Consider the following 15886-nt stretch of genomic DNA (forward strand, 5'->3'; position numbering starts at 1 on the left):
AACCACTATGACCTGGAACGTACGCATCGGCATCAACCCCCTGTCCTGGATGAACGACGACCTGCCCTCGCTGGGCGGCGAAACCCTGCTGGAAACGGCTTTGAGCGAAGGCAAGGAAATCGGCTACGAAGGCTTCGAGCTGGGCAATAAATTTCCCAAGGACGGCCCCGGCCTGAAAGCCAAGCTGGATGAATTCGGCCTGGCCTGCGTGTCCGGCTGGTACTCGGGCTTCCTGGGCAACGACACGGTGGAAGCCGAGATCGAGCGCTGCAAGGCCCACATGACAAAGCTGCAATACAACAAGGTGAATGTGGTGGTCTACGGCGAATGCGCCGACACCATCCAGGGCCAGATCGACACCCCCGTGTCGAAGCGCCCCAAGTTCGCCAACGACGAACAATGGAAAGCCTACGCCGACCGCCTGAACGCCTTCGGTGAGCACCTGGTCAAAACCTACGGCATCAAGCTGGCCTACCACCACCACATGGGCGCGTATGTGGAATCGCCCGCCGATGTCGACAAACTGATGGCGCTGACCGACCCGACCAAGGTGTTCCTGCTGTTCGACACCGGCCACGCCTACTTTGGCGGCGCTGCCGATCCCGTCACCCTGCTGAAAAAGCATGTGGAACGCGTGGTCCACGTGCATTGCAAAGACGTGCGCACCCCGGTGATCGCCCAGGCGCGCAACGACGGCTGGAGCTTTTTGAACGGCGTGATCAACGGCACCTTCACCGTACCCGGCGACGGCAGCATCGACTACGAAGCCGTGCTGACCACTCTGAAGAACGCCGGCTACCAAGGCTGGCTGGTGGTCGAAGCCGAGCAAGACCCGGCCGTCGCCCCCAGCTATGAATACGCCAAGAAGGGCTACGACACGCTGCGTGGCCTGGTCAACAAACTGAGCGCTTGATATGGTCAGCCCCCTGCTCGCCAAAGCGGCCCCCACGGGCCGCGAGATCGTCAACGTCACGCCCGAGCGCGCCGGCTGGACCCATGTGGGTTTCCGCGCCGTGCGTCTGGCCGAGGGTGAAACCGAGTCGGTCAATACCGGCACCCGCGAACTCTGCCTGGTGGTGCTGACCGGCACCGTCAGCGTCACCATCGACGGCCAGACCCACGCCCACCTGGGCACGCGCAAAAGCGTGTTCGAAGAAGTCTCACCCGCGGCGGTGTACGTACCCGCTGGCAAGACCGTGGTGGTGCTAGCCGAGACCGATGCCGAAGTCGGCCTGTGCAGCGCCCCCGCCGGCAATACGCCACATGCCGTCAAGGTGCTCGACCCCGCCAACATGCGCCGCAGTGTGCGCGGCCAGGGCACGAACACTCGCTATGTGTGCGACGTGCTGCCGCACGACGACCCGACCGCCGCACACCTGCTGGTGGTGGAAGTCCTCACGCCCGCCAGCCACTCCAGCAGCTATCCCCCGCACAAGCACGACATCGAGCAGCCGCCGGTGGAAACCCTGCTGGAAGAAACCTACTACCACCGCCTGAACCCGCCGCAGGGCTTTGCCTTCCAGCGCGTCTACACCGACGACCGCAGCCTGGACGAAGCCTGCGCCGTGGAGAACCACGACGTGGTGATGGTCCCGCGTGGCTACCACCCGGTGGTGGCGCCGCATGGCTACGACCTGTACTACCTGAACGTGATGGCCGGACCGAACCGCTTCTGGGTCTTCAAGAACGATCCGGCGCATGAGTGGATGCTGGCGGCGAAATAGCACTTGCTAGTGATTCGATAGCTGCTAGCGCAGGTTCTACCTGCGCTAGCAGTCGATTTAGCTTGAAGTTTCTTTGGGACTTCTAGACGCCATTGGCATCCCCGGCCGGGTGTGCGCCCGGCGGCGCAGTCACCTTTCTTTGCTTCACCAAAGAAACGTAACCCAAAGAAAGGCGAGCCGAAGTCGTCGCCCCTGCGCGGTGCTCCGGGTACGCTGCGTTGCTCGGTCTGGTCGGGGTCCCGCTCGAACTCGGCCTTCGGCCTCAGACAGTCGCGGGCCCTGATCCGCCCAGCCCGGCGCAGCCGGACTGCAACCGCCTCGCGCCCTAGGCGCGATGTGGCGCACAGCGCCACCGATCCCGATCCCCGGGGTCCCCCTCTGTATGCGCCGAGGAGCACAGCTTTGGGCGGATCAGGGCTGGCGTTGTCTGAGCCGCAGGCGAGTTTAGCCAGACCCCGCCCAAAGCGAGCACCGCAGGTTTCCCAGTGCGATAGCGCTGGGACGCAGACAGTGGGGGCGCCTTTCTTTTGGTGACTTTTCTTTTGCGCAAAAGAAAAGTTACTGCGCTGCCGGGCGCATACCCGGCCGGGGATCGCATGGACACCAAGAACCATCCACGTACCCCAACCCATATTAGAAAGCTTCAAATAAAAACTGGCTCCAGCGCAAATTCAACCTGTGCAAGCAGCTATGAAAAATAGAGCACTTGGTGATTCCACCTTTTTGAGGCGGAGACGCCTGCGGCGTCGAAAACCAACCGATTACGCCGGGCTATAGTGGTTCATCACTGAGCGTGCGTTGTTTGTCAAAACTTTTATACCTGTATAAAAACAAGCCCCCCACGGAAAGCCAGTCTGCAAGCCAATTCCAGGAGATTTTGATGACCAATATAGACCGCGGCGACCTTTTTATCCCACAGGTTTTGCGGTCTACATTACGTTAGGCGTCACTCTCATGTCGCAGCCATTGAGCCGAAATTTCCGAATGCTTTCGAGAGCGGGGATGGTCGTTGCCTTCATCGGTGCACCTGTGGTTGGTTCCATTGCTGGTGGCGTGGCCGTCTTCTTGTCGGCGCCTGGTTCAGCAGCAATGCTTGGGGTGTACTACTTTCTGTTCGGGTCCATCTTCTCGTGTGCCGCCGCCCTACTCGTCGGCGCGCCCACACTTATGCTTCTACGCGGAAGAGCTAAGCATGTGGCCACGTACTTTGTCGGCATCTCCATCGTCATAGCGCTCCTCATCGCTACGGCCTTTCAGTCGGCGCTCATTGGTGCACCCGAGCTGCCCTCGGTCCGAGTAGCTATGTTTGCCGTAGTCTCCGCCGTCGTAACCGCCGTTCTTATCCTGCGTGTTCATCGCGAGGCACATGCCGCCTAACCCGTCGGTCAAGAGGACCCGCAGCGGCGGTCCTCTTACCTAGAACGTTAGCCGTCATACATGTCACAGCCACCAGAGTCCAATGGGGTCGAAATTACGGCAAACTGTGGGCATGAACACTTACATCCTGGTCTTGAAGCGGCGCTATGCAAAAGGCATGGCAAACGCTTGTGAAGATCAGTTTTTTTACAGCCTCGTTAGGCCGTATGAATGACTCCGCGCGGGGAGAAACCGATTTGCGATCGCCGCCAACTTTGCCGGCGCGGATCAAGGCGTCTCTTCTCGGCGCAGTGGTGGCAACACTTGCGGCACCGGCGTTCTGGTTCATGGCCGAGCTGGTCGCACCGAGTGGATTCTGGATCAAACCCGTCGATGTGCTCTTTGCAAGTCCCGCAATCTGGCTGTTTGCGGGTCTCATCGCGGTCCCCACCAGTCTCTGTCTGGGGCCAGTACTATTTGCGTTCACCTGGCGCCTGCCGAGGCCCCAACAGTCAGCGTCCGTCCTGGGTGCGCTTGTGGGTGCTGCAATCATGTACATCCTGCCGGTTGTTGTTGGCAGTGCAGACCGCCCCTTCTCGCCAGAACTCAGCGTTTTCGGAGCGGCAACCGGAGCACTCGGCGCAGGGGTTGCAGCGCACTTTCTGAGGCGTCGTGAAGCGAAGGAACGCAACGAAGCCGCTGGCGGTCCTCTCAGCTCAAACGTTTAGGCGTCATACAAACTCATTGCAGACTCTGCACATTTTTCTTGGAATTAATCGAGCATGACAAAACACCTTGGCGTGGCCTCCGATCACGCGGGCCTTGATTTGAAGCGCTTCCTAGTTGCTGAGCTCGAAAAGCGAAGTGTCGCCGTGCGCGATTTCGGCACGACCACGGATGAATCCTGTGACTATCCCGACTTCGCACATGCTGTAGCGCACGCGATCGAAGGCGGTGAGATCGCACGCGCGATACGATACTGGTATGCGGAACAGGCGTAGGAATGTCCATCGCGGCAAATCGCCACCCTGCAGTGCGCGCTGTAGTTTGCAGCGAACCATTGAGCGCACGGATGAGCCGCCAGCACAATGACGCCAACGTGCTTTGCATTGGGTCACGGGTCGTGGGCCAGGGAACAGCAATCGATATCGTAGAAGCCTTCTTAAGCGCAGCGTTCGAAGGTGGGCGTCATGCCACGCGCGTCACGAAGATCAATCTGCCTTGAAGTGGCAGCTTCGGGTCAGCGAAGCGAGGCAAGTGCCGCCTAACCCTTCCATCGAGAGCAGCGTCCAAGGGCTACCGCCCTTGGCCACTCCCCATGTCATTCGTTAGGGCGCACATGCAACGTACTCGGCGCTTTTTCAAACTGATGTTCTGGCTCGTAACCAGCGGCCTGATTGCCTTCTGCTTGCTGTTCGGCATACCGTTCTCATCCGGTATTGCTGCACGCAAGGTCGTTGCATGGGCCGGCTGCACGCCAGCAAGCTTTGACATGCAAGCCGTCTGTCCCGCTGGCAGTTACGCGGAGCCATTCGTGCCCCTCAGCCATTGGTTCACGAGCGGCTTTGCCCCTTTGGTGCTGGCGGTGAACTTTGGTGGCATGCTCGTCGCATGGGCGTCTTTGTGCGTCGCGCTCGGCTTCATCTGGTGGGTGCTCAGTGTCAGACATGCGCCCTGACAATTCAGGCTGATACAGATTGTGCATACGAAAATCACACACCAAATCACGCTCCAGCACACATAAAACCTGCACCACCAGCTATCACTACCATAGCACCCGTGTCATCAAGCCTTCATCCAAACCACGCATCCTAGCCATGCGGTATGTCGCCGCGCCAGCATCTGCGAGGACCTTATGAACACTGCCGACACCACCATCCTGGAAGAAGAGTTTGAAACACTGGGCGACCACCACCGCATGGCGGCGCACCACTTCGCGGCCGCCGCAAAGTTCCACCTGCTGGCAGCCACGGCAGACGACGATGGCGACGATGAAGCCTGTGAACGCAACGCCCACAAAGCCTACCGCCACCAGCTAAACGCCGTGCAGTACGCCGAGATCGCGGTGATGGACAGCGAAAGCCTGGAAGACGAAGACACGCTGGAAATCAGCGCCGACTGAAACCTGTACCCAAAGCGTGCATAAAAAAAGGGGCCGTGTGAACGGCCCCTTTTACTTCACGCTAGCAGCGCTAGGGTATCAGTACGCACCCAGTGCCGATGGCACGCCACCCTTGAAGGTGTAGATGGTGATCGGAGCAGCCTTCAGGTTGCCCTTTTCGTCAAACGCGAACGTGCCCGACATGCCCTTGTAGGTGGTCTTGTAGATTTCGGCGCCGACCTTTTCGGAGTTCACCGAATCGGCCTTCTGCATAGACTGGCCAACGAACATGGTCTGGTCGTAGAACGAAGGCGCGTAGGCATCGGGGTCGATGTTGAAACGCTTCTTGTACTTGGCCTTGAAGGCTGGGCCTTCGGCGGTCTTTTCCAGCACCACGCCACCTTGGGCGCACAGCACGGTGTCGGTGGCGGCGTCGCCGGCCAGCTTGCCGAGTTCTGCGGTACAGATGGCATCGCCGCCCATCAGCTTGGCATTGATGCCCAGCGACTTCATCTGGCGAACCATCGGGCCGGCTTGCGGTGCATAGCCACCCAGCAAGATCACGTCGGGGTTCTTGGCTTTCAGGCTGGTCAGGATGGCGGAGAAGTCGGTGGACTTGTCGGTGGTGAACTCTTGGGCCACGATGTTCAGACCCAGCTTCTTGGCTTCTTTGGAGAACTCATCCACCAGGCCCTGGCCGTAGGCCGTGCGGTCGTCGATCACGGCCACGTTCTTGACCTTCAGGATGTTGGCGGCATAGAACGCCAGGCGGGCGCCGATTTCGTTGTCGCCGGCCATGATGCGGAACAGGTTCTTGTAGCCGCCCATGGTGACCTTGGGGTTGCTGCCCACGGTGGACACCACCACATTGCCTTCGCTGTAGATGCGCGATGCAGGAATCGCCACACCCGAGCAGTACGGACCCATCACGTATTTGACGCCGCCGTCCACCAGCTTCTGCGCCACGCTGACGCCGGATTTGGGATCGCACTGGTCGTCTTCGGAGGCCAGCTCGAACTTGAGGGTCTTGCCACCCACCACCATCTTCTTGGCGTTCAGGTCTTCCACCGCCAGGCGCACTCCGTTTTCATTGTCTTTACCGATGAAGGCATTGGGGCCGGACAAGGGGCCGGTGACGCCAATCTTGACGACTTGCTCTTGTGCATACGCACCGCCGGCAATTGCAAATGCCATGGCGCCAGCAAGCGCGATCTTTGTGAAACTAGTTTGCATTGACTTTGTCCTAAATAGGGAAATGGTGGAACATGGAATCGGTCACCGCCGCACTGTAGGTGCATAAGCGTGTAGCGGCATGCCGGGTTTTCGCTTACTGAAGTAAGTGTGAGGATTAAGAAGCTGGGCTAATGTTGGTTACATCCTTTCATGTGAAGCCTCTTGCACACCAGGCAATGCAGCAAGCGTGCCAAGGCGTGCGGGCGTCAGCGGAATGCGTGGCGCAGGCGACGTCCAGTCGAACAAAAATTGCGTAGCCGCCCCACATACGCGCCCTTGGCAAGCCCCCATGCCGCAGCGGCTGTGCAGCTTGGCGTCCCGCCAACCCGCGCAGCCGGCCACGGCGGCATAGCTCACGTCCTCGCAACGGCAGACCAGCGTGTCAGCCTGCGCCAGTGTCTTGAGCTGCGGCCCCAGCGCAAAACTGTGCGCCAACTGGCGCGCAAAACCGTCCCAGCGCTCACGCTCCTTCCAACGCTGTTGCGCCGCATCCCGTTGACCCAGCGCCGCATGGCCGGCAATCGCCCCCTGGACCAATGCGCGCTCACTGCCGCCAAAACCTGTGCATTCGCCGGCGGCATAGACATTCGGCAGGCTGGTGGCCTGCCAGGCATCGACCCGTAGCGCCTGGACACCCTCAGCAGCGGGCGTCAAGTCGCAGCCGAGCAGTTGACCCAGCTGGGTATTCGGCACCAGGCCAAAACCGCAAGCCAACCGGTCGCAGGCCAAGTCTAGCCTGCGCGCGCCCTGCTGCAGCTGCACCGACTCCACCCGCCCCTGGCCGTGCACCGCCAGCACATGGGCAGAGGTACACAAGCCCGGATGCAGCAAGCTCAGCGCCTGCGCCGCTTTGCCGGGCCAGCGTAGCAACTGGGCGGCAAAGCCGGCGAGCGCTGCCGCGGAAGTCTGCTCGGCAATCCGCAGCACTTGCGCACCAGCATGGCGCGCAGTAGCCGCCACAGCCAGCAACAAGGGGCCGGAGCCGGCCACCACAATCCTTTCGCCCGCCACCGGCAGGCCGGACTTGATCAGTGCCTGCAAGCCGCCGGCGCCGGTCACGCCCGGCAGGGTCCAGCCGGGAAATGGCAGCAGCAGCTCGCGTGCGCCGGTACACAACACCAGCTTGTTCCACTGCAGGTGCCAGCCACGTTCGGCATCTTCCAGCAGCAGCGTGCCCGGCGCCGGTGCCGCCACCACCCGGGTAGCGCTGCACAGCCGCACATTGCTGCAGGCAGCCAGTGCATCGCGCATGCGGCGGGCTGCTACCGGCAGCTGCGCGCCCGGGCCGTCGCGCCAGATCTGGCCGCCGGGGGCCGGGTTGTCATCGATCACCACGATGCGCGCACCGCTGGGTGCGGCTGCCAGGGCCGCCGCCATGCCTGCCGGGCCCGCGCCGATGACCAGCAGGTCGCAGGATTCGCCGGATTCGGTAGTGGCCGTCATTGCGTCACCTCGACCCGCATGCCTGCACGGCAAGTGGTCTGGCAGGCCAGCTGGCGCACGCCGTCCACCCAGACCCGGCATTCCTGGCAAATGCCCATGCCGCACACCGGCGCCCGCAGCGCACCGCTGACCGATCTGCGGGCCGTGCCGTCGCCGGCGATGGCTAGCGCCGCCGCCACCGAGCAGCCCGCGGGTACCGCGACCGCCTGGCCGTCTATCGTCAAAGTTATGTGCATGCCAGCTCCTGAAAGCGCTGCAGCGCGTAGGCCGAGGCATCGATGGCGGGCGTGGCGCCGGTCATGCTAGCCGCGAGCAGCTGCGCGGTACCCAGGGCCGTGGTCACACCCAGGCCTTCATGGCCTACCGCCAGCCACAGGCCGTCGCGCCCGGGGTGTGGACCCAGGATGGGCAGGCTGTCGGGCGTGGCAGCGCGCAGGCCGGTCCAGCTGCGGATGGCGTTGAGCGACGCCAAGCCCGGCATATAGCCCAGGGCCCGCTGCAACATCGCGGACAACATGGCGGACTCCACTGCCATGTCGGTGGTATCGAACTGGCGCGAAGAGCCCAGCAGCAGCTGGCCGGTAGGCCGCGGCTGCAGATTGAAAGCCACCGACGGCCCCTCGCTGTGGTGCGAACTGGTGATGTAGCCCAGCTCCACCAGTTGGTGGTGCACCGTGCCGGGGTAGCGGTCGGTGATCAACAGGTGGCCTTTCTTGGGGCGTATCGGCAAGTCCGGGCACAGCGTGGTGGCCTGGATGCCGTTGGCCAGCAGAATCTGCGGAGCCTGGCGCTGGCTGCCGTCGGCCAGCCGCACTGTTTTTCCATCGATTTCGGTCACTTGCGCATATTCCACCTGCACCAAGCGCTCGCATTTTGATAGTAGCCAGCGGGCGGCATTGGGGGCGTAGACGATGCCGTCGCCGGGCACTTTGAGCGCGCCCGCAAGGCCAGGGCGCAAGGCGGGTTCGGCCTGGGCCAGAGCGGCGGCATCCAACAGATGGCTGGCAATGCCGTGCTGCTGCATGCGCTGGCGCTTGTCTTCGGCGGCGGCCATTTCCTCGGCGTTGGCTGCAATCCACAGCGTGCCACAGCCGCTGTAGGCGCAGTCGGCCGGCATCTGCGGCGCCAGGGCTTGCCACAGGCCGACGGAATACCGGCTCAGGGCCAGCTCGGCCGGGTTGTCGTCCATCACCACCAGATGACCCATGCCGGCGCCGGTGGCACCGCCCAGTTGCGCGTCGAGCACCAACACCCGCTGTCCGGTTTGCGCCAACGCATGGGCGCAGGCAGCACCCACGATGCCGGCGCCGATGACGATGGTGTCGGCGTTCATCCTAGTGTGATGCCCCAGCCAAACGGGTCGTCTTCGGCCACCAGCAAGGTGCTCTCGGCGCACACATGGGCGCGGCCGCGGATGGTTGGGATCACCTGGCCGTTGTCCACCGTGTAAGACGCCTCGAAGCGGCTGCCGATCACACTGGCCTGCTGCCAGGTATCGCCGGGCGCCAGCTTGCCGTCAGCCGCCAAGCAGGCGATCTTGGCGCTGGTACCGGTGCCGCAGGGCGAGCGATCGTAGGCCAGGCCCGGGCAGAGCACGAAGTTGCGGCTGTCGGCGCCGTTGTCGTCGGGTCCAAACAGTTCGACGTGGTCAATCTCGGCGCCCTCAGCACCGGTGATACCTTGCGCACCCAGCGCCTCGCGCAGCGCGCTGGCGTAGCGGGTCAGGCCGGCCAACTGGTCACTGGCCACGGTCTGGCCGTGGTCGCTGGCCAGGAAGAACCAGTTGCCACCCCAAGCCACGTCGCCATGCACCAGGCCGTAGCCCGGCACCTGCACGGCCACCTGCGTGGCATACCGGTAAGCCGGCACATTGCGCACGCTGACCGAGCCGTCGGTGTGCAAAGTGGCTTCCACCGTGCCCACCGGGGTTTCTATCTTGTGCACACCCGGCTCAATGCGCCCCATGTGCGCGAGGCTCACCACCAGGCCTATGGTGCCGTGGCCGCACATGCCCAGGTAGCCGGTGTTGTTGAAGAAGATCACGCCGGCGGCGGCATCTGCGGCCACGGGTTCGCACAGCAGCGCGCCCACGATCACGTCGTTGCCGCGCGGCTCCAGCACGGTGGTGGCCCGCCACTGGTCGTGCTGGGCGGCCAGCACGGCGCGGCGCTCGGCCATGCTGCCAGAGCCGAGGTCGGGGAAGCCGCCGATGACCAGGCGTGTGGGTTCGCCGCCGGTGTGGGAGTCGATGATGTGGATGCGCTGCATTGCAAAGTCTCTTAGAGGTTGGATCCGATATTTTGTCGTTTTGCTTGCCGGCGTAGTAGCCAGGCCTGGCCCTCCCCGACCATGCCGCGCCGGAAGAAGGACACGCACACGATGAAGGTCAAACCGATGATGATGGTGACCACGCCGCCCAGCTCGGCCAGGTAGTTCTGCAAGCTGACCACCAGCGTGGCCCCGACCACCGGGCCCCAGCCCGTGCCCAAGCCGCCCAACAGCGTCATCAGTAAAACCTCGGTCGAGGTGCTGAGCATCACGTCGTTCAATGCCGATAGCTGCAGCACCAGCGCCTTGAGCGAACCCGCCAGGCCGGCAAATGCCGCCGACAGCATGAAGGCGTGGAGCTTGCAGCGGTCGATGTCATAGCCCAGGGACACCGCGCGGGGTGCGTTGTCCCGCAAGGCCTTGAGTGCCTGGCCAAACGGTGAATGCACGATGCGGTGGATCGCCAGAAAGCCCGCCACGAACACCGCCAGTGTGAAGTAGTACATGTGCGCGTCCACCGACAAATCGACCAACCCCAGCAGCTTGCCGCGCGGAATGCCCTGCATGCCGTCCTCCCCACCCGTCCAGCCAACCTGCACCGCCAGGAAGTAGGCGATCTGCGACAGCGCCAAGGTAATCATCGAGAAATAAATACCGGTGCGTCGGATGGCCAAAGTGCCTATCAACCAGCCGATAGCAGTGGCCACCAGCACGCCAGCCAATATGGCCAGTTCCACCGGAAAACCGTGCGATGCCAGCTTGATCATCAGAATGCCCGTCGTATAGCCAGCCCAGCCGAAGAAAGCAGCATGGCCGAAGGACACCAGGCCGGTAAAGCCAATCAGCAGGTTGAAAGCCAAGGCAAACAGCGCATAGCACAGCACCTTCATGACGAAGACCGGGTAGGCGATTTCGGGAAACACCGGCACCAGCAGCGCCGGCAACAGCAAAGCCAGCAGGATGCGGATAGGGGTTGGAATGTTTTTCATGGCTCAGGCCTCTTTACCAAACAAACCCGCCGGGCGGGCCAGCAGCACGACAGCCATGACCACAAACACCACCACCGTCGAGGCCTCGGGGTAAAACACCTTGGTCAGGCCTTCGAGCAGCCCCAGCGCCAGGCCGGTCAGGATCGCCCCCATGATGGAGCCCAGGCCGCCAATCACCACCACGGCAAAGACGATGTTCAACAGATTCGCCCCCATCAGCGGGTTGATCTGCATGATGGGTGCGGCCAGCACGCCGGCAATGCCTGCCAGCGCCACGCCAAAGCCGTAGGTCAGCGTGATCATCAGCGGGATATTGACCCCGAAAGCCTGCAACAGCTTTGGGTTCTCGGTACCGGCCCGCAGCAGCGCGCCCAGCTTGGTGCGTTCAAACAGAAACCAGGTGACCGCACAGATCAGCAACGATGCCACCACCACAAAGGCACGGTACACCGGTAGGAACATGAAGCCGAGGTCCATGCCGCCTTGCAGCAGCGCGGGCGGGTCGTAGCTGGCACCCGAGATGCCGTAGAAGTGGCGGAACAAGCCCTCCAGTACCAGGGCCACGCCAAAGGTCAGCAGCAAGCCGTACAAATGGTCGAGGTGGTAGAGCCGTTTAAGCAGAGTTTTCTCCAGCAAGACCCCCAGCCCGCCGACGACCAGCGGTGCCAGCAGCAGCGCGGCCCAGAAGTTGATTCGGAAATCGGTACCCAGCCACTGCGGCAGGTGCGCAAAGCCGATCCAGGCCAGAAAAGCCGCCACCATGAACTGCGCGCCGTGGGCGAAGTTGATGATGTTCAGCAGACCAAAAATAATCGCCAGCCCCATGCTCAGCACCGCATAGAAGCAGCCATTGATCAGGCCAACCAGTAGTTGGGCCAGCAAAGCCTGGCTCGAAATATCAAACATGTGTGGAAGTCCTGTGGTGCGTACGCTATGCCCGCTTGGCATGCGGGCATAGCGTACAAAGCGGTTTTAGCCGGCGACCTGGCAAGCCGGGTTGATGGCCGGGTACACGTCCGCGCCCTTGAGTACGGACTTCACCTTGTAGTAGTCCCACGGCACTTTGGACTCAGACGGGCTCTTGACCTGCAGCAGCAGCATGTCGTGCACCAGCGCACCATCTTCGCGCAGCTTGCCGTGGCGGATCACCGCATCGTCAATCGTCATCTTGCGCAACTGGGCCATCACGGCTTTGGCGTCATCGGTACCCGCAGCCTGTATGGCCTTGAGGTAGCTGAGGGTGGCGGAATACACACCGGCCTGGGCCGAGGTAGGCATGCGCTTTTGCTTCTCAAAAAACTTCTTGGCCCAGGCGCGCGAACGCTCGTCAAAGTCCCAGTAGAAAGCCTCGCTCAAGTACATGCCCTGGGCTTTTTCCAAGCCAATGCTGTGCACGTCGGAGATATAGGTCAGCAACGGAGCCACCACCTGTTTTCGGGTGATGCCGTATTCATTGGCCTGCTTGATAGCGTTGACGGTGTCGTTGCCCGCATTGGCCAGCGCAATTACGTCGGCACCCGAGGCCTGGGCCTTCAGCAGAAAGGACGAGAAATCGCCGCCGGGGAACGGGTGGCGCGAGCTACCGACCACGGTGCCGCCATCGGCCTTGATGACCTCGGACGCATCTTTTTCCAGCGAATGGCCGAAGGTGTAATCGGCGGTGATGAAGTACCACTTCTTCTTGCCGTCCTTCACCAGGGCCCGCGCGGTGCCGGCAGCCAGGGCATAGGTATTGGTGGTCCACTGCGCCGTCAAGGCGTTGCATTTTTCACCCAGGATCGCCGTGGCCAGGCCGGACGATGGCATCACCACTCGGTTCTTTTGCTTGGCGATTTCCATCACCGCCAGCGCGGTGGATGCGGTAGGGAAGTCGGTCACCATATCGACCTTGCCCTGGTCGAACCAGCCGCGCGCCAGGTTGGCCGCCACGTCGGGTTTGTTCTGGTGGTCGGCAAACACCAGCTCGATCGGTTTGCCCAGCACCTTGCCGCCCATTTCTTCAATCGCCAGCCGGGCGGCCGTGACCGAGCCCTGGCCTGACAGGTCGGAATAAATGCCCGACAAGTCGTTCAACACGCCGATCTTTACCACGTCGTCGCTGACCTGGGCCTGCGCGGCCACAGCGGCACAGGCCGCCAAACACACTGCGAGTGTCTTGAATTGCATGGGGTACTCCAAGGTTGAAAGAAGACAAAAACGAAAGATTCAAATACCGAGCAGCGCGTCCAGCCGGTCTTGCTTGGCCGCCACTTCGCCGCTGGCGATCACCTCCACCACCCGGCCGTGTTCGATCACGTAGTGGCGGTCGGCCAGGTGCTTGGCGAAACGGAAGTTCTGCTCCACCAGCACCAGGGTGAAGCCCCGCGCCTTGAGTTCGCGTATCACCTGGCTGAGCTTTTGCACGATCACCGGGGCCAGGCCTTCGGTGATCTCGTCCAGCAGCAGCAGCTTGGCGCCGGTGCGCAGGATGCGGGCCATGGCCAGCATCTGCTGCTCGCCGCCCGACAGGCGCGTGCCAGGACTGGAAGCCCTCTCTTTCAGGTTGGGGAACATGCCGTAGATCTGGTCGAGCGACATACCGCCCTCACCCACCTTGGGCAACAGCAGCAGATTTTCCTCGGCGGTCAGCGAGGCGTAGATACCGCGCTCTTCCGGGCAGTAGCCCAGGCCCAGCCGGGCGATGCGGTGGGTGGGCATGGCAATCGTTTCCTTGCCCGCCACCTGGATCGAGCCTGTGCGCTTGCCCACCAGGCCCAGAATGGCCCGCAGCGTGGAGGTGCGGCCCGCGCCGTTACGGCCCAGCAGGGTCACGCATTCGCCGGCCTTGACGTCGAGATCAATACCTTGCAAGACATGCGACTCGCCGTACCAGGCATGCAGGTCGCGGATGGACAGCATGGTGGGCTCAGACATGTTCTTCCTCCGTGCCCATATAGGCTTCGCGCACCGCCGGGTTGACCGACACGCTGGCGTACGGGCCTTCGGCCAGCACTTCGCCACGCTGCAAAACGGTGATGGTGTCGCAGATGTCGGCCACCACCTTCATGTTGTGTTCGACCATCAGCACGGTGCGCTGGGCCGAGACTTTTTTGATCAAATCCTTGATGCGGTCCACGTCCTCGTGGCCCATGCCCTGCGTGGGTTCGTCCAGCAGCAACAGCTCGGGGTCCAGCGCCAGCGTGGTGGCGATCTCCAGCGTGCGCTTGCGGCCATATGGCAGATCGGCGGCCAACAGATGCACGGCATCCAGCAGCCCCACCTGCTCCAGCAGATCCATGGCCACCGGGTCCAGCGTACGCAGGGTGGACACGGGTTGCCAGAAACGGTGGTCCAGACCCAGCTTGCGCTGCAGCGCCACCTTGACGTTTTCCAGCACCGTCATCTGCGGGAACACCGCCGATATCTGGAACGAACGCACAATGCCCCGGCGCGCAATCTGCGCCGGCTTTTCGGCCGTGATGTCGCTGCCGTTGAACAAAATCCGCCCCGCGGTGGGGATGTGGAACTTGGTCAGCAGATTGAATACCGTCGTCTTGCCCGCACCGTTCGGGCCGATCAACGCATGGATGGTGCCGCGCCGCACCCGCAGGTTGACGTTGCGTACGGCGACGAAGCCGCGAAACTCCTTGGTGAGCCCCTGCGTCTCAAGAATGATGTTCGTATCCATGCGTGTGTTCGACGGGTCGGTGGGCAGATAGCGTTAAACGACGGACTGGTACTTGGCAGGCCGGGTCGCCAGCGCCTTGGCCACTACGCCTTCGATGAAGGCGCGCTCTTCGCCAATCAGCGGCAGGCGCGGGCGGCGCATGTGCTCGGTACCCACGCCGACCAGTGCGTCGATGAGCTTGAGGTTTTGCACCAGCTTGGTGGACACGTCCAGATGCAGCATGGGTGTCATCCACTGGTAGAGCTTCAGCGCTTCGGCCCACTCGCCGGCTTGCATCAGGTCGTACAGGGCCACGGTTTCGCGCGGGAAGGCGCAGCCCACACCGGCCAGCAAGCCGTCGCAGCCCAGCGCCAGACCTTCAAAAGCCAGGTCGTCCACGCCCAGGAACAGCTGGTAGCGCGTGCCCACGGTGTTGCGCAGGTCGGTAATGCGGCGGATGTTGTCGGTGCTTTCCTTGATGGCGACGATCCATTCGCAGTCGGCCAGCTCGACCATGTGCTCGGGCTTCAGATCCACGCGGTAGGCCACGGGGTTGTTGTAGACCATGATGGGCTTTTGCGCGGCATTGGCCATGGTGCGCACGTTCAGCATGGCTTCGCGGGCATCGGCCACGTAGATGACGGATGGCATGACCATGAAGCCGTCCACGCCCAGCTTGTTCGCGCCGTCGATATAGCGCAGCGCCTCGCGGGTGCTGGTTTCGGACACATTGGCCAGCACCGGGATGCGGCCCTTGGCGGCCTTCAAAGCGATGTCGGCGACCTGCAACTTTTCTTCCAGCGTCAGCGTGCTGGCCTCGCCCAGCGAGCCGCAGGTGACCAGGCCATGGATGCCGTTGGCGATCTGGAACTCGATGTGCTTGGCCGTGCCTTCGGCATCGATGCTTTCATCGGCGTGGAACTTGGTGGTGATGGCGGGGAAGATGCCTTTCCAGCGGGGGAGCGTCATGGTGTGTGTCCTTGGTAAAAGTGGTTGGAGCGGTGAACTGCAGCAGTCTTAATATATTAACGACATATTTAAAATATCTTGTTAGGGTTTTAAGCAGCTTGCGTGCCAGCTTTTTTTGGTCCAATGCACCAATGCAATGCAATTAATGGCTTGCCCC

At 62.3% G+C, this 15886-nt stretch carries 19 protein-coding genes; 8 read left to right on the forward strand and 11 right to left on the reverse strand.

Annotated features, from left to right (window positions below):
* The first annotated feature begins 7 nt into the window (after positions 1 to 7).
* The 8 genes from iolE (at position 8) to BLT66_RS05190 (ending at position 5202) form a co-directional block, all read left to right on the forward strand.
* Positions 8 to 913 carry a myo-inosose-2 dehydratase gene (iolE, locus tag BLT66_RS05160; protein ID WP_092756332.1) on the forward strand — a complete coding sequence of 302 codons (906 nt, stop codon included), beginning with the start codon at positions 8 to 10 and terminating at the stop codon, positions 911 to 913.
* A gap of 1 nt (position 914) precedes the next feature.
* Positions 915 to 1724 (forward strand): 5-deoxy-glucuronate isomerase, encoded by an 810-nt coding sequence (gene iolB / locus BLT66_RS05165; protein WP_092756334.1) that lies wholly within the window; start codon positions 915 to 917, stop codon positions 1722 to 1724.
* Between the two features lie 1002 nt (positions 1725 to 2726).
* A complete protein-coding gene (locus BLT66_RS05170; RefSeq protein WP_143029143.1) occupies positions 2727 to 3101 on the forward strand; it encodes a hypothetical protein in 375 nt (124 codons plus the stop codon).
* A 146-nt stretch (positions 3102 to 3247) separates the two neighbouring features.
* Positions 3248 to 3808: a hypothetical protein gene (locus BLT66_RS05175; protein WP_092756338.1), complete on the forward strand. Its 561-nt coding sequence runs from the start codon at positions 3248 to 3250 to the stop codon at positions 3806 to 3808.
* Positions 3809 to 3862: 54 nt separating this feature from the next.
* Entirely contained in the window at positions 3863 to 4081 is a 219-nt protein-coding gene (locus tag BLT66_RS27380) for an RpiB/LacA/LacB family sugar-phosphate isomerase (RefSeq protein ID WP_304442129.1), read from the forward strand.
* Between the two features lie 2 nt (positions 4082 to 4083).
* Positions 4084 to 4305 (forward strand): RpiB/LacA/LacB family sugar-phosphate isomerase, encoded by a 222-nt coding sequence (locus BLT66_RS27385; RefSeq protein WP_304442130.1) that lies wholly within the window; start codon positions 4084 to 4086, stop codon positions 4303 to 4305.
* A gap of 114 nt (positions 4306 to 4419) precedes the next feature.
* Positions 4420 to 4758, forward strand: coding sequence for a hypothetical protein (locus BLT66_RS05185; RefSeq protein WP_143029144.1), 339 nt, complete (start codon positions 4420 to 4422; stop codon positions 4756 to 4758).
* A gap of 177 nt (positions 4759 to 4935) precedes the next feature.
* The gene (locus tag BLT66_RS05190) at positions 4936 to 5202 is read left to right on the forward strand and encodes a hypothetical protein (RefSeq protein WP_092756342.1); all 267 of its coding nucleotides are present in this window, start codon (positions 4936 to 4938) and stop codon (positions 5200 to 5202) included.
* 78 nt (positions 5203 to 5280) lie between these two features.
* Here the strand turns inward: BLT66_RS05190 and BLT66_RS05195 are convergent, their stop codons facing one another.
* The 11 genes from BLT66_RS05195 to BLT66_RS05245 form a co-directional block, all read right to left on the reverse strand.
* On the reverse strand, positions 5281 to 6414 hold the full coding sequence (locus BLT66_RS05195) for a branched-chain amino acid ABC transporter substrate-binding protein (protein WP_092756344.1): 1134 nt from the start codon (positions 6412 to 6414) through the stop codon (positions 5281 to 5283).
* Positions 6415 to 6552: 138 nt separating this feature from the next.
* Entirely contained in the window at positions 6553 to 7857 is a 1305-nt protein-coding gene (locus BLT66_RS05200; RefSeq protein WP_092756346.1) for an NAD(P)/FAD-dependent oxidoreductase, read from the reverse strand.
* The gene (locus BLT66_RS05205) at positions 7854 to 8093 is read right to left on the reverse strand and encodes a (2Fe-2S)-binding protein (RefSeq protein WP_092756348.1); all 240 of its coding nucleotides are present in this window, start codon (positions 8091 to 8093) and stop codon (positions 7854 to 7856) included. Before BLT66_RS05205 ends, BLT66_RS05200 begins: the two co-directional genes overlap by 4 nt.
* The gene (locus tag BLT66_RS05210) at positions 8084 to 9190 is read right to left on the reverse strand and encodes an NAD(P)/FAD-dependent oxidoreductase (protein WP_092756350.1); all 1107 of its coding nucleotides are present in this window, start codon (positions 9188 to 9190) and stop codon (positions 8084 to 8086) included. Before BLT66_RS05210 ends, BLT66_RS05205 begins: the two co-directional genes overlap by 10 nt.
* Entirely contained in the window at positions 9187 to 10125 is a 939-nt protein-coding gene (locus BLT66_RS05215; protein ID WP_092756352.1) for a 4-hydroxyproline epimerase, read from the reverse strand. Before BLT66_RS05215 ends, BLT66_RS05210 begins: the two co-directional genes overlap by 4 nt.
* 11 nt (positions 10126 to 10136) lie before the next feature.
* A complete protein-coding gene (locus tag BLT66_RS05220; RefSeq protein ID WP_176954967.1) occupies positions 10137 to 11114 on the reverse strand; it encodes a branched-chain amino acid ABC transporter permease in 978 nt (325 codons plus the stop codon).
* Positions 11115 to 11117: 3 nt separating this feature from the next.
* Positions 11118 to 12020, reverse strand: a complete 903-nt coding sequence (locus BLT66_RS05225; RefSeq protein WP_092756354.1) for a branched-chain amino acid ABC transporter permease — start codon at positions 12018 to 12020, stop codon at positions 11118 to 11120.
* A gap of 66 nt (positions 12021 to 12086) precedes the next feature.
* Positions 12087 to 13280 (reverse strand): ABC transporter substrate-binding protein, encoded by a 1194-nt coding sequence (locus BLT66_RS05230; protein ID WP_092756356.1) that lies wholly within the window; start codon positions 13278 to 13280, stop codon positions 12087 to 12089.
* Between the two features lie 39 nt (positions 13281 to 13319).
* Entirely contained in the window at positions 13320 to 14027 is a 708-nt protein-coding gene (locus tag BLT66_RS05235) for an ABC transporter ATP-binding protein (RefSeq protein ID WP_092756358.1), read from the reverse strand.
* Positions 14020 to 14781 (reverse strand): ABC transporter ATP-binding protein, encoded by a 762-nt coding sequence (locus BLT66_RS05240; protein WP_092756360.1) that lies wholly within the window; start codon positions 14779 to 14781, stop codon positions 14020 to 14022. The genes BLT66_RS05235 and BLT66_RS05240 overlap by 8 nt, the downstream gene beginning before the upstream one ends.
* Positions 14782 to 14814: 33 nt before the next feature.
* Positions 14815 to 15729: a dihydrodipicolinate synthase family protein gene (locus tag BLT66_RS05245; RefSeq protein ID WP_092756362.1), complete on the reverse strand. Its 915-nt coding sequence runs from the start codon at positions 15727 to 15729 to the stop codon at positions 14815 to 14817.
* Positions 15730 to 15886 lie beyond the last annotated feature (157 nt).

It is taken from the genome of Rhodoferax sp. OV413, from assembly GCF_900104385.1.
In the GTDB taxonomy this organism is placed as follows: Bacteria; Pseudomonadota; Gammaproteobacteria; order Burkholderiales; family Burkholderiaceae_C; genus Rhodoferax_B.

Coding starts and splice junctions, on each gene's coding strand:
- iolE (WP_092756332.1), top strand. CDS start 8: ATGACCTGGAACGTACGCATCGGCATCAACCCCCTGTCCTGGATGAAC.
- iolB (WP_092756334.1), top strand. CDS start 915: ATGGTCAGCCCCCTGCTCGCCAAAGCGGCCCCCACGGGCCGCGAGATC.
- BLT66_RS05170 (WP_143029143.1), top strand. CDS start 2,727: ATGGTCGTTGCCTTCATCGGTGCACCTGTGGTTGGTTCCATTGCTGGT.
- BLT66_RS05175 (WP_092756338.1), top strand. CDS start 3,248: ATGCAAAAGGCATGGCAAACGCTTGTGAAGATCAGTTTTTTTACAGCC.
- BLT66_RS27380 (WP_304442129.1), top strand. CDS start 3,863: ATGACAAAACACCTTGGCGTGGCCTCCGATCACGCGGGCCTTGATTTG.
- BLT66_RS27385 (WP_304442130.1), top strand. CDS start 4,084: ATGTCCATCGCGGCAAATCGCCACCCTGCAGTGCGCGCTGTAGTTTGC.
- BLT66_RS05185 (WP_143029144.1), top strand. CDS start 4,420: ATGCAACGTACTCGGCGCTTTTTCAAACTGATGTTCTGGCTCGTAACC.
- BLT66_RS05190 (WP_092756342.1), top strand. CDS start 4,936: ATGAACACTGCCGACACCACCATCCTGGAAGAAGAGTTTGAAACACTG.
- BLT66_RS05195 (WP_092756344.1), bottom strand. CDS start 6,414: ATGCAAACTAGTTTCACAAAGATCGCGCTTGCTGGCGCCATGGCATTT.
- BLT66_RS05200 (WP_092756346.1), bottom strand. CDS start 7,857: ATGACGGCCACTACCGAATCCGGCGAATCCTGCGACCTGCTGGTCATC.
- BLT66_RS05205 (WP_092756348.1), bottom strand. CDS start 8,093: ATGCACATAACTTTGACGATAGACGGCCAGGCGGTCGCGGTACCCGCG.
- BLT66_RS05210 (WP_092756350.1), bottom strand. CDS start 9,190: ATGAACGCCGACACCATCGTCATCGGCGCCGGCATCGTGGGTGCTGCC.
- BLT66_RS05215 (WP_092756352.1), bottom strand. CDS start 10,125: ATGCAGCGCATCCACATCATCGACTCCCACACCGGCGGCGAACCCACA.
- BLT66_RS05220 (WP_176954967.1), bottom strand. CDS start 11,114: ATGAAAAACATTCCAACCCCTATCCGCATCCTGCTGGCTTTGCTGTTG.
- BLT66_RS05225 (WP_092756354.1), bottom strand. CDS start 12,020: ATGTTTGATATTTCGAGCCAGGCTTTGCTGGCCCAACTACTGGTTGGC.
- BLT66_RS05230 (WP_092756356.1), bottom strand. CDS start 13,280: ATGCAATTCAAGACACTCGCAGTGTGTTTGGCGGCCTGTGCCGCTGTG.
- BLT66_RS05235 (WP_092756358.1), bottom strand. CDS start 14,027: ATGTCTGAGCCCACCATGCTGTCCATCCGCGACCTGCATGCCTGGTAC.
- BLT66_RS05240 (WP_092756360.1), bottom strand. CDS start 14,781: ATGGATACGAACATCATTCTTGAGACGCAGGGGCTCACCAAGGAGTTT.
- BLT66_RS05245 (WP_092756362.1), bottom strand. CDS start 15,729: ATGACGCTCCCCCGCTGGAAAGGCATCTTCCCCGCCATCACCACCAAG.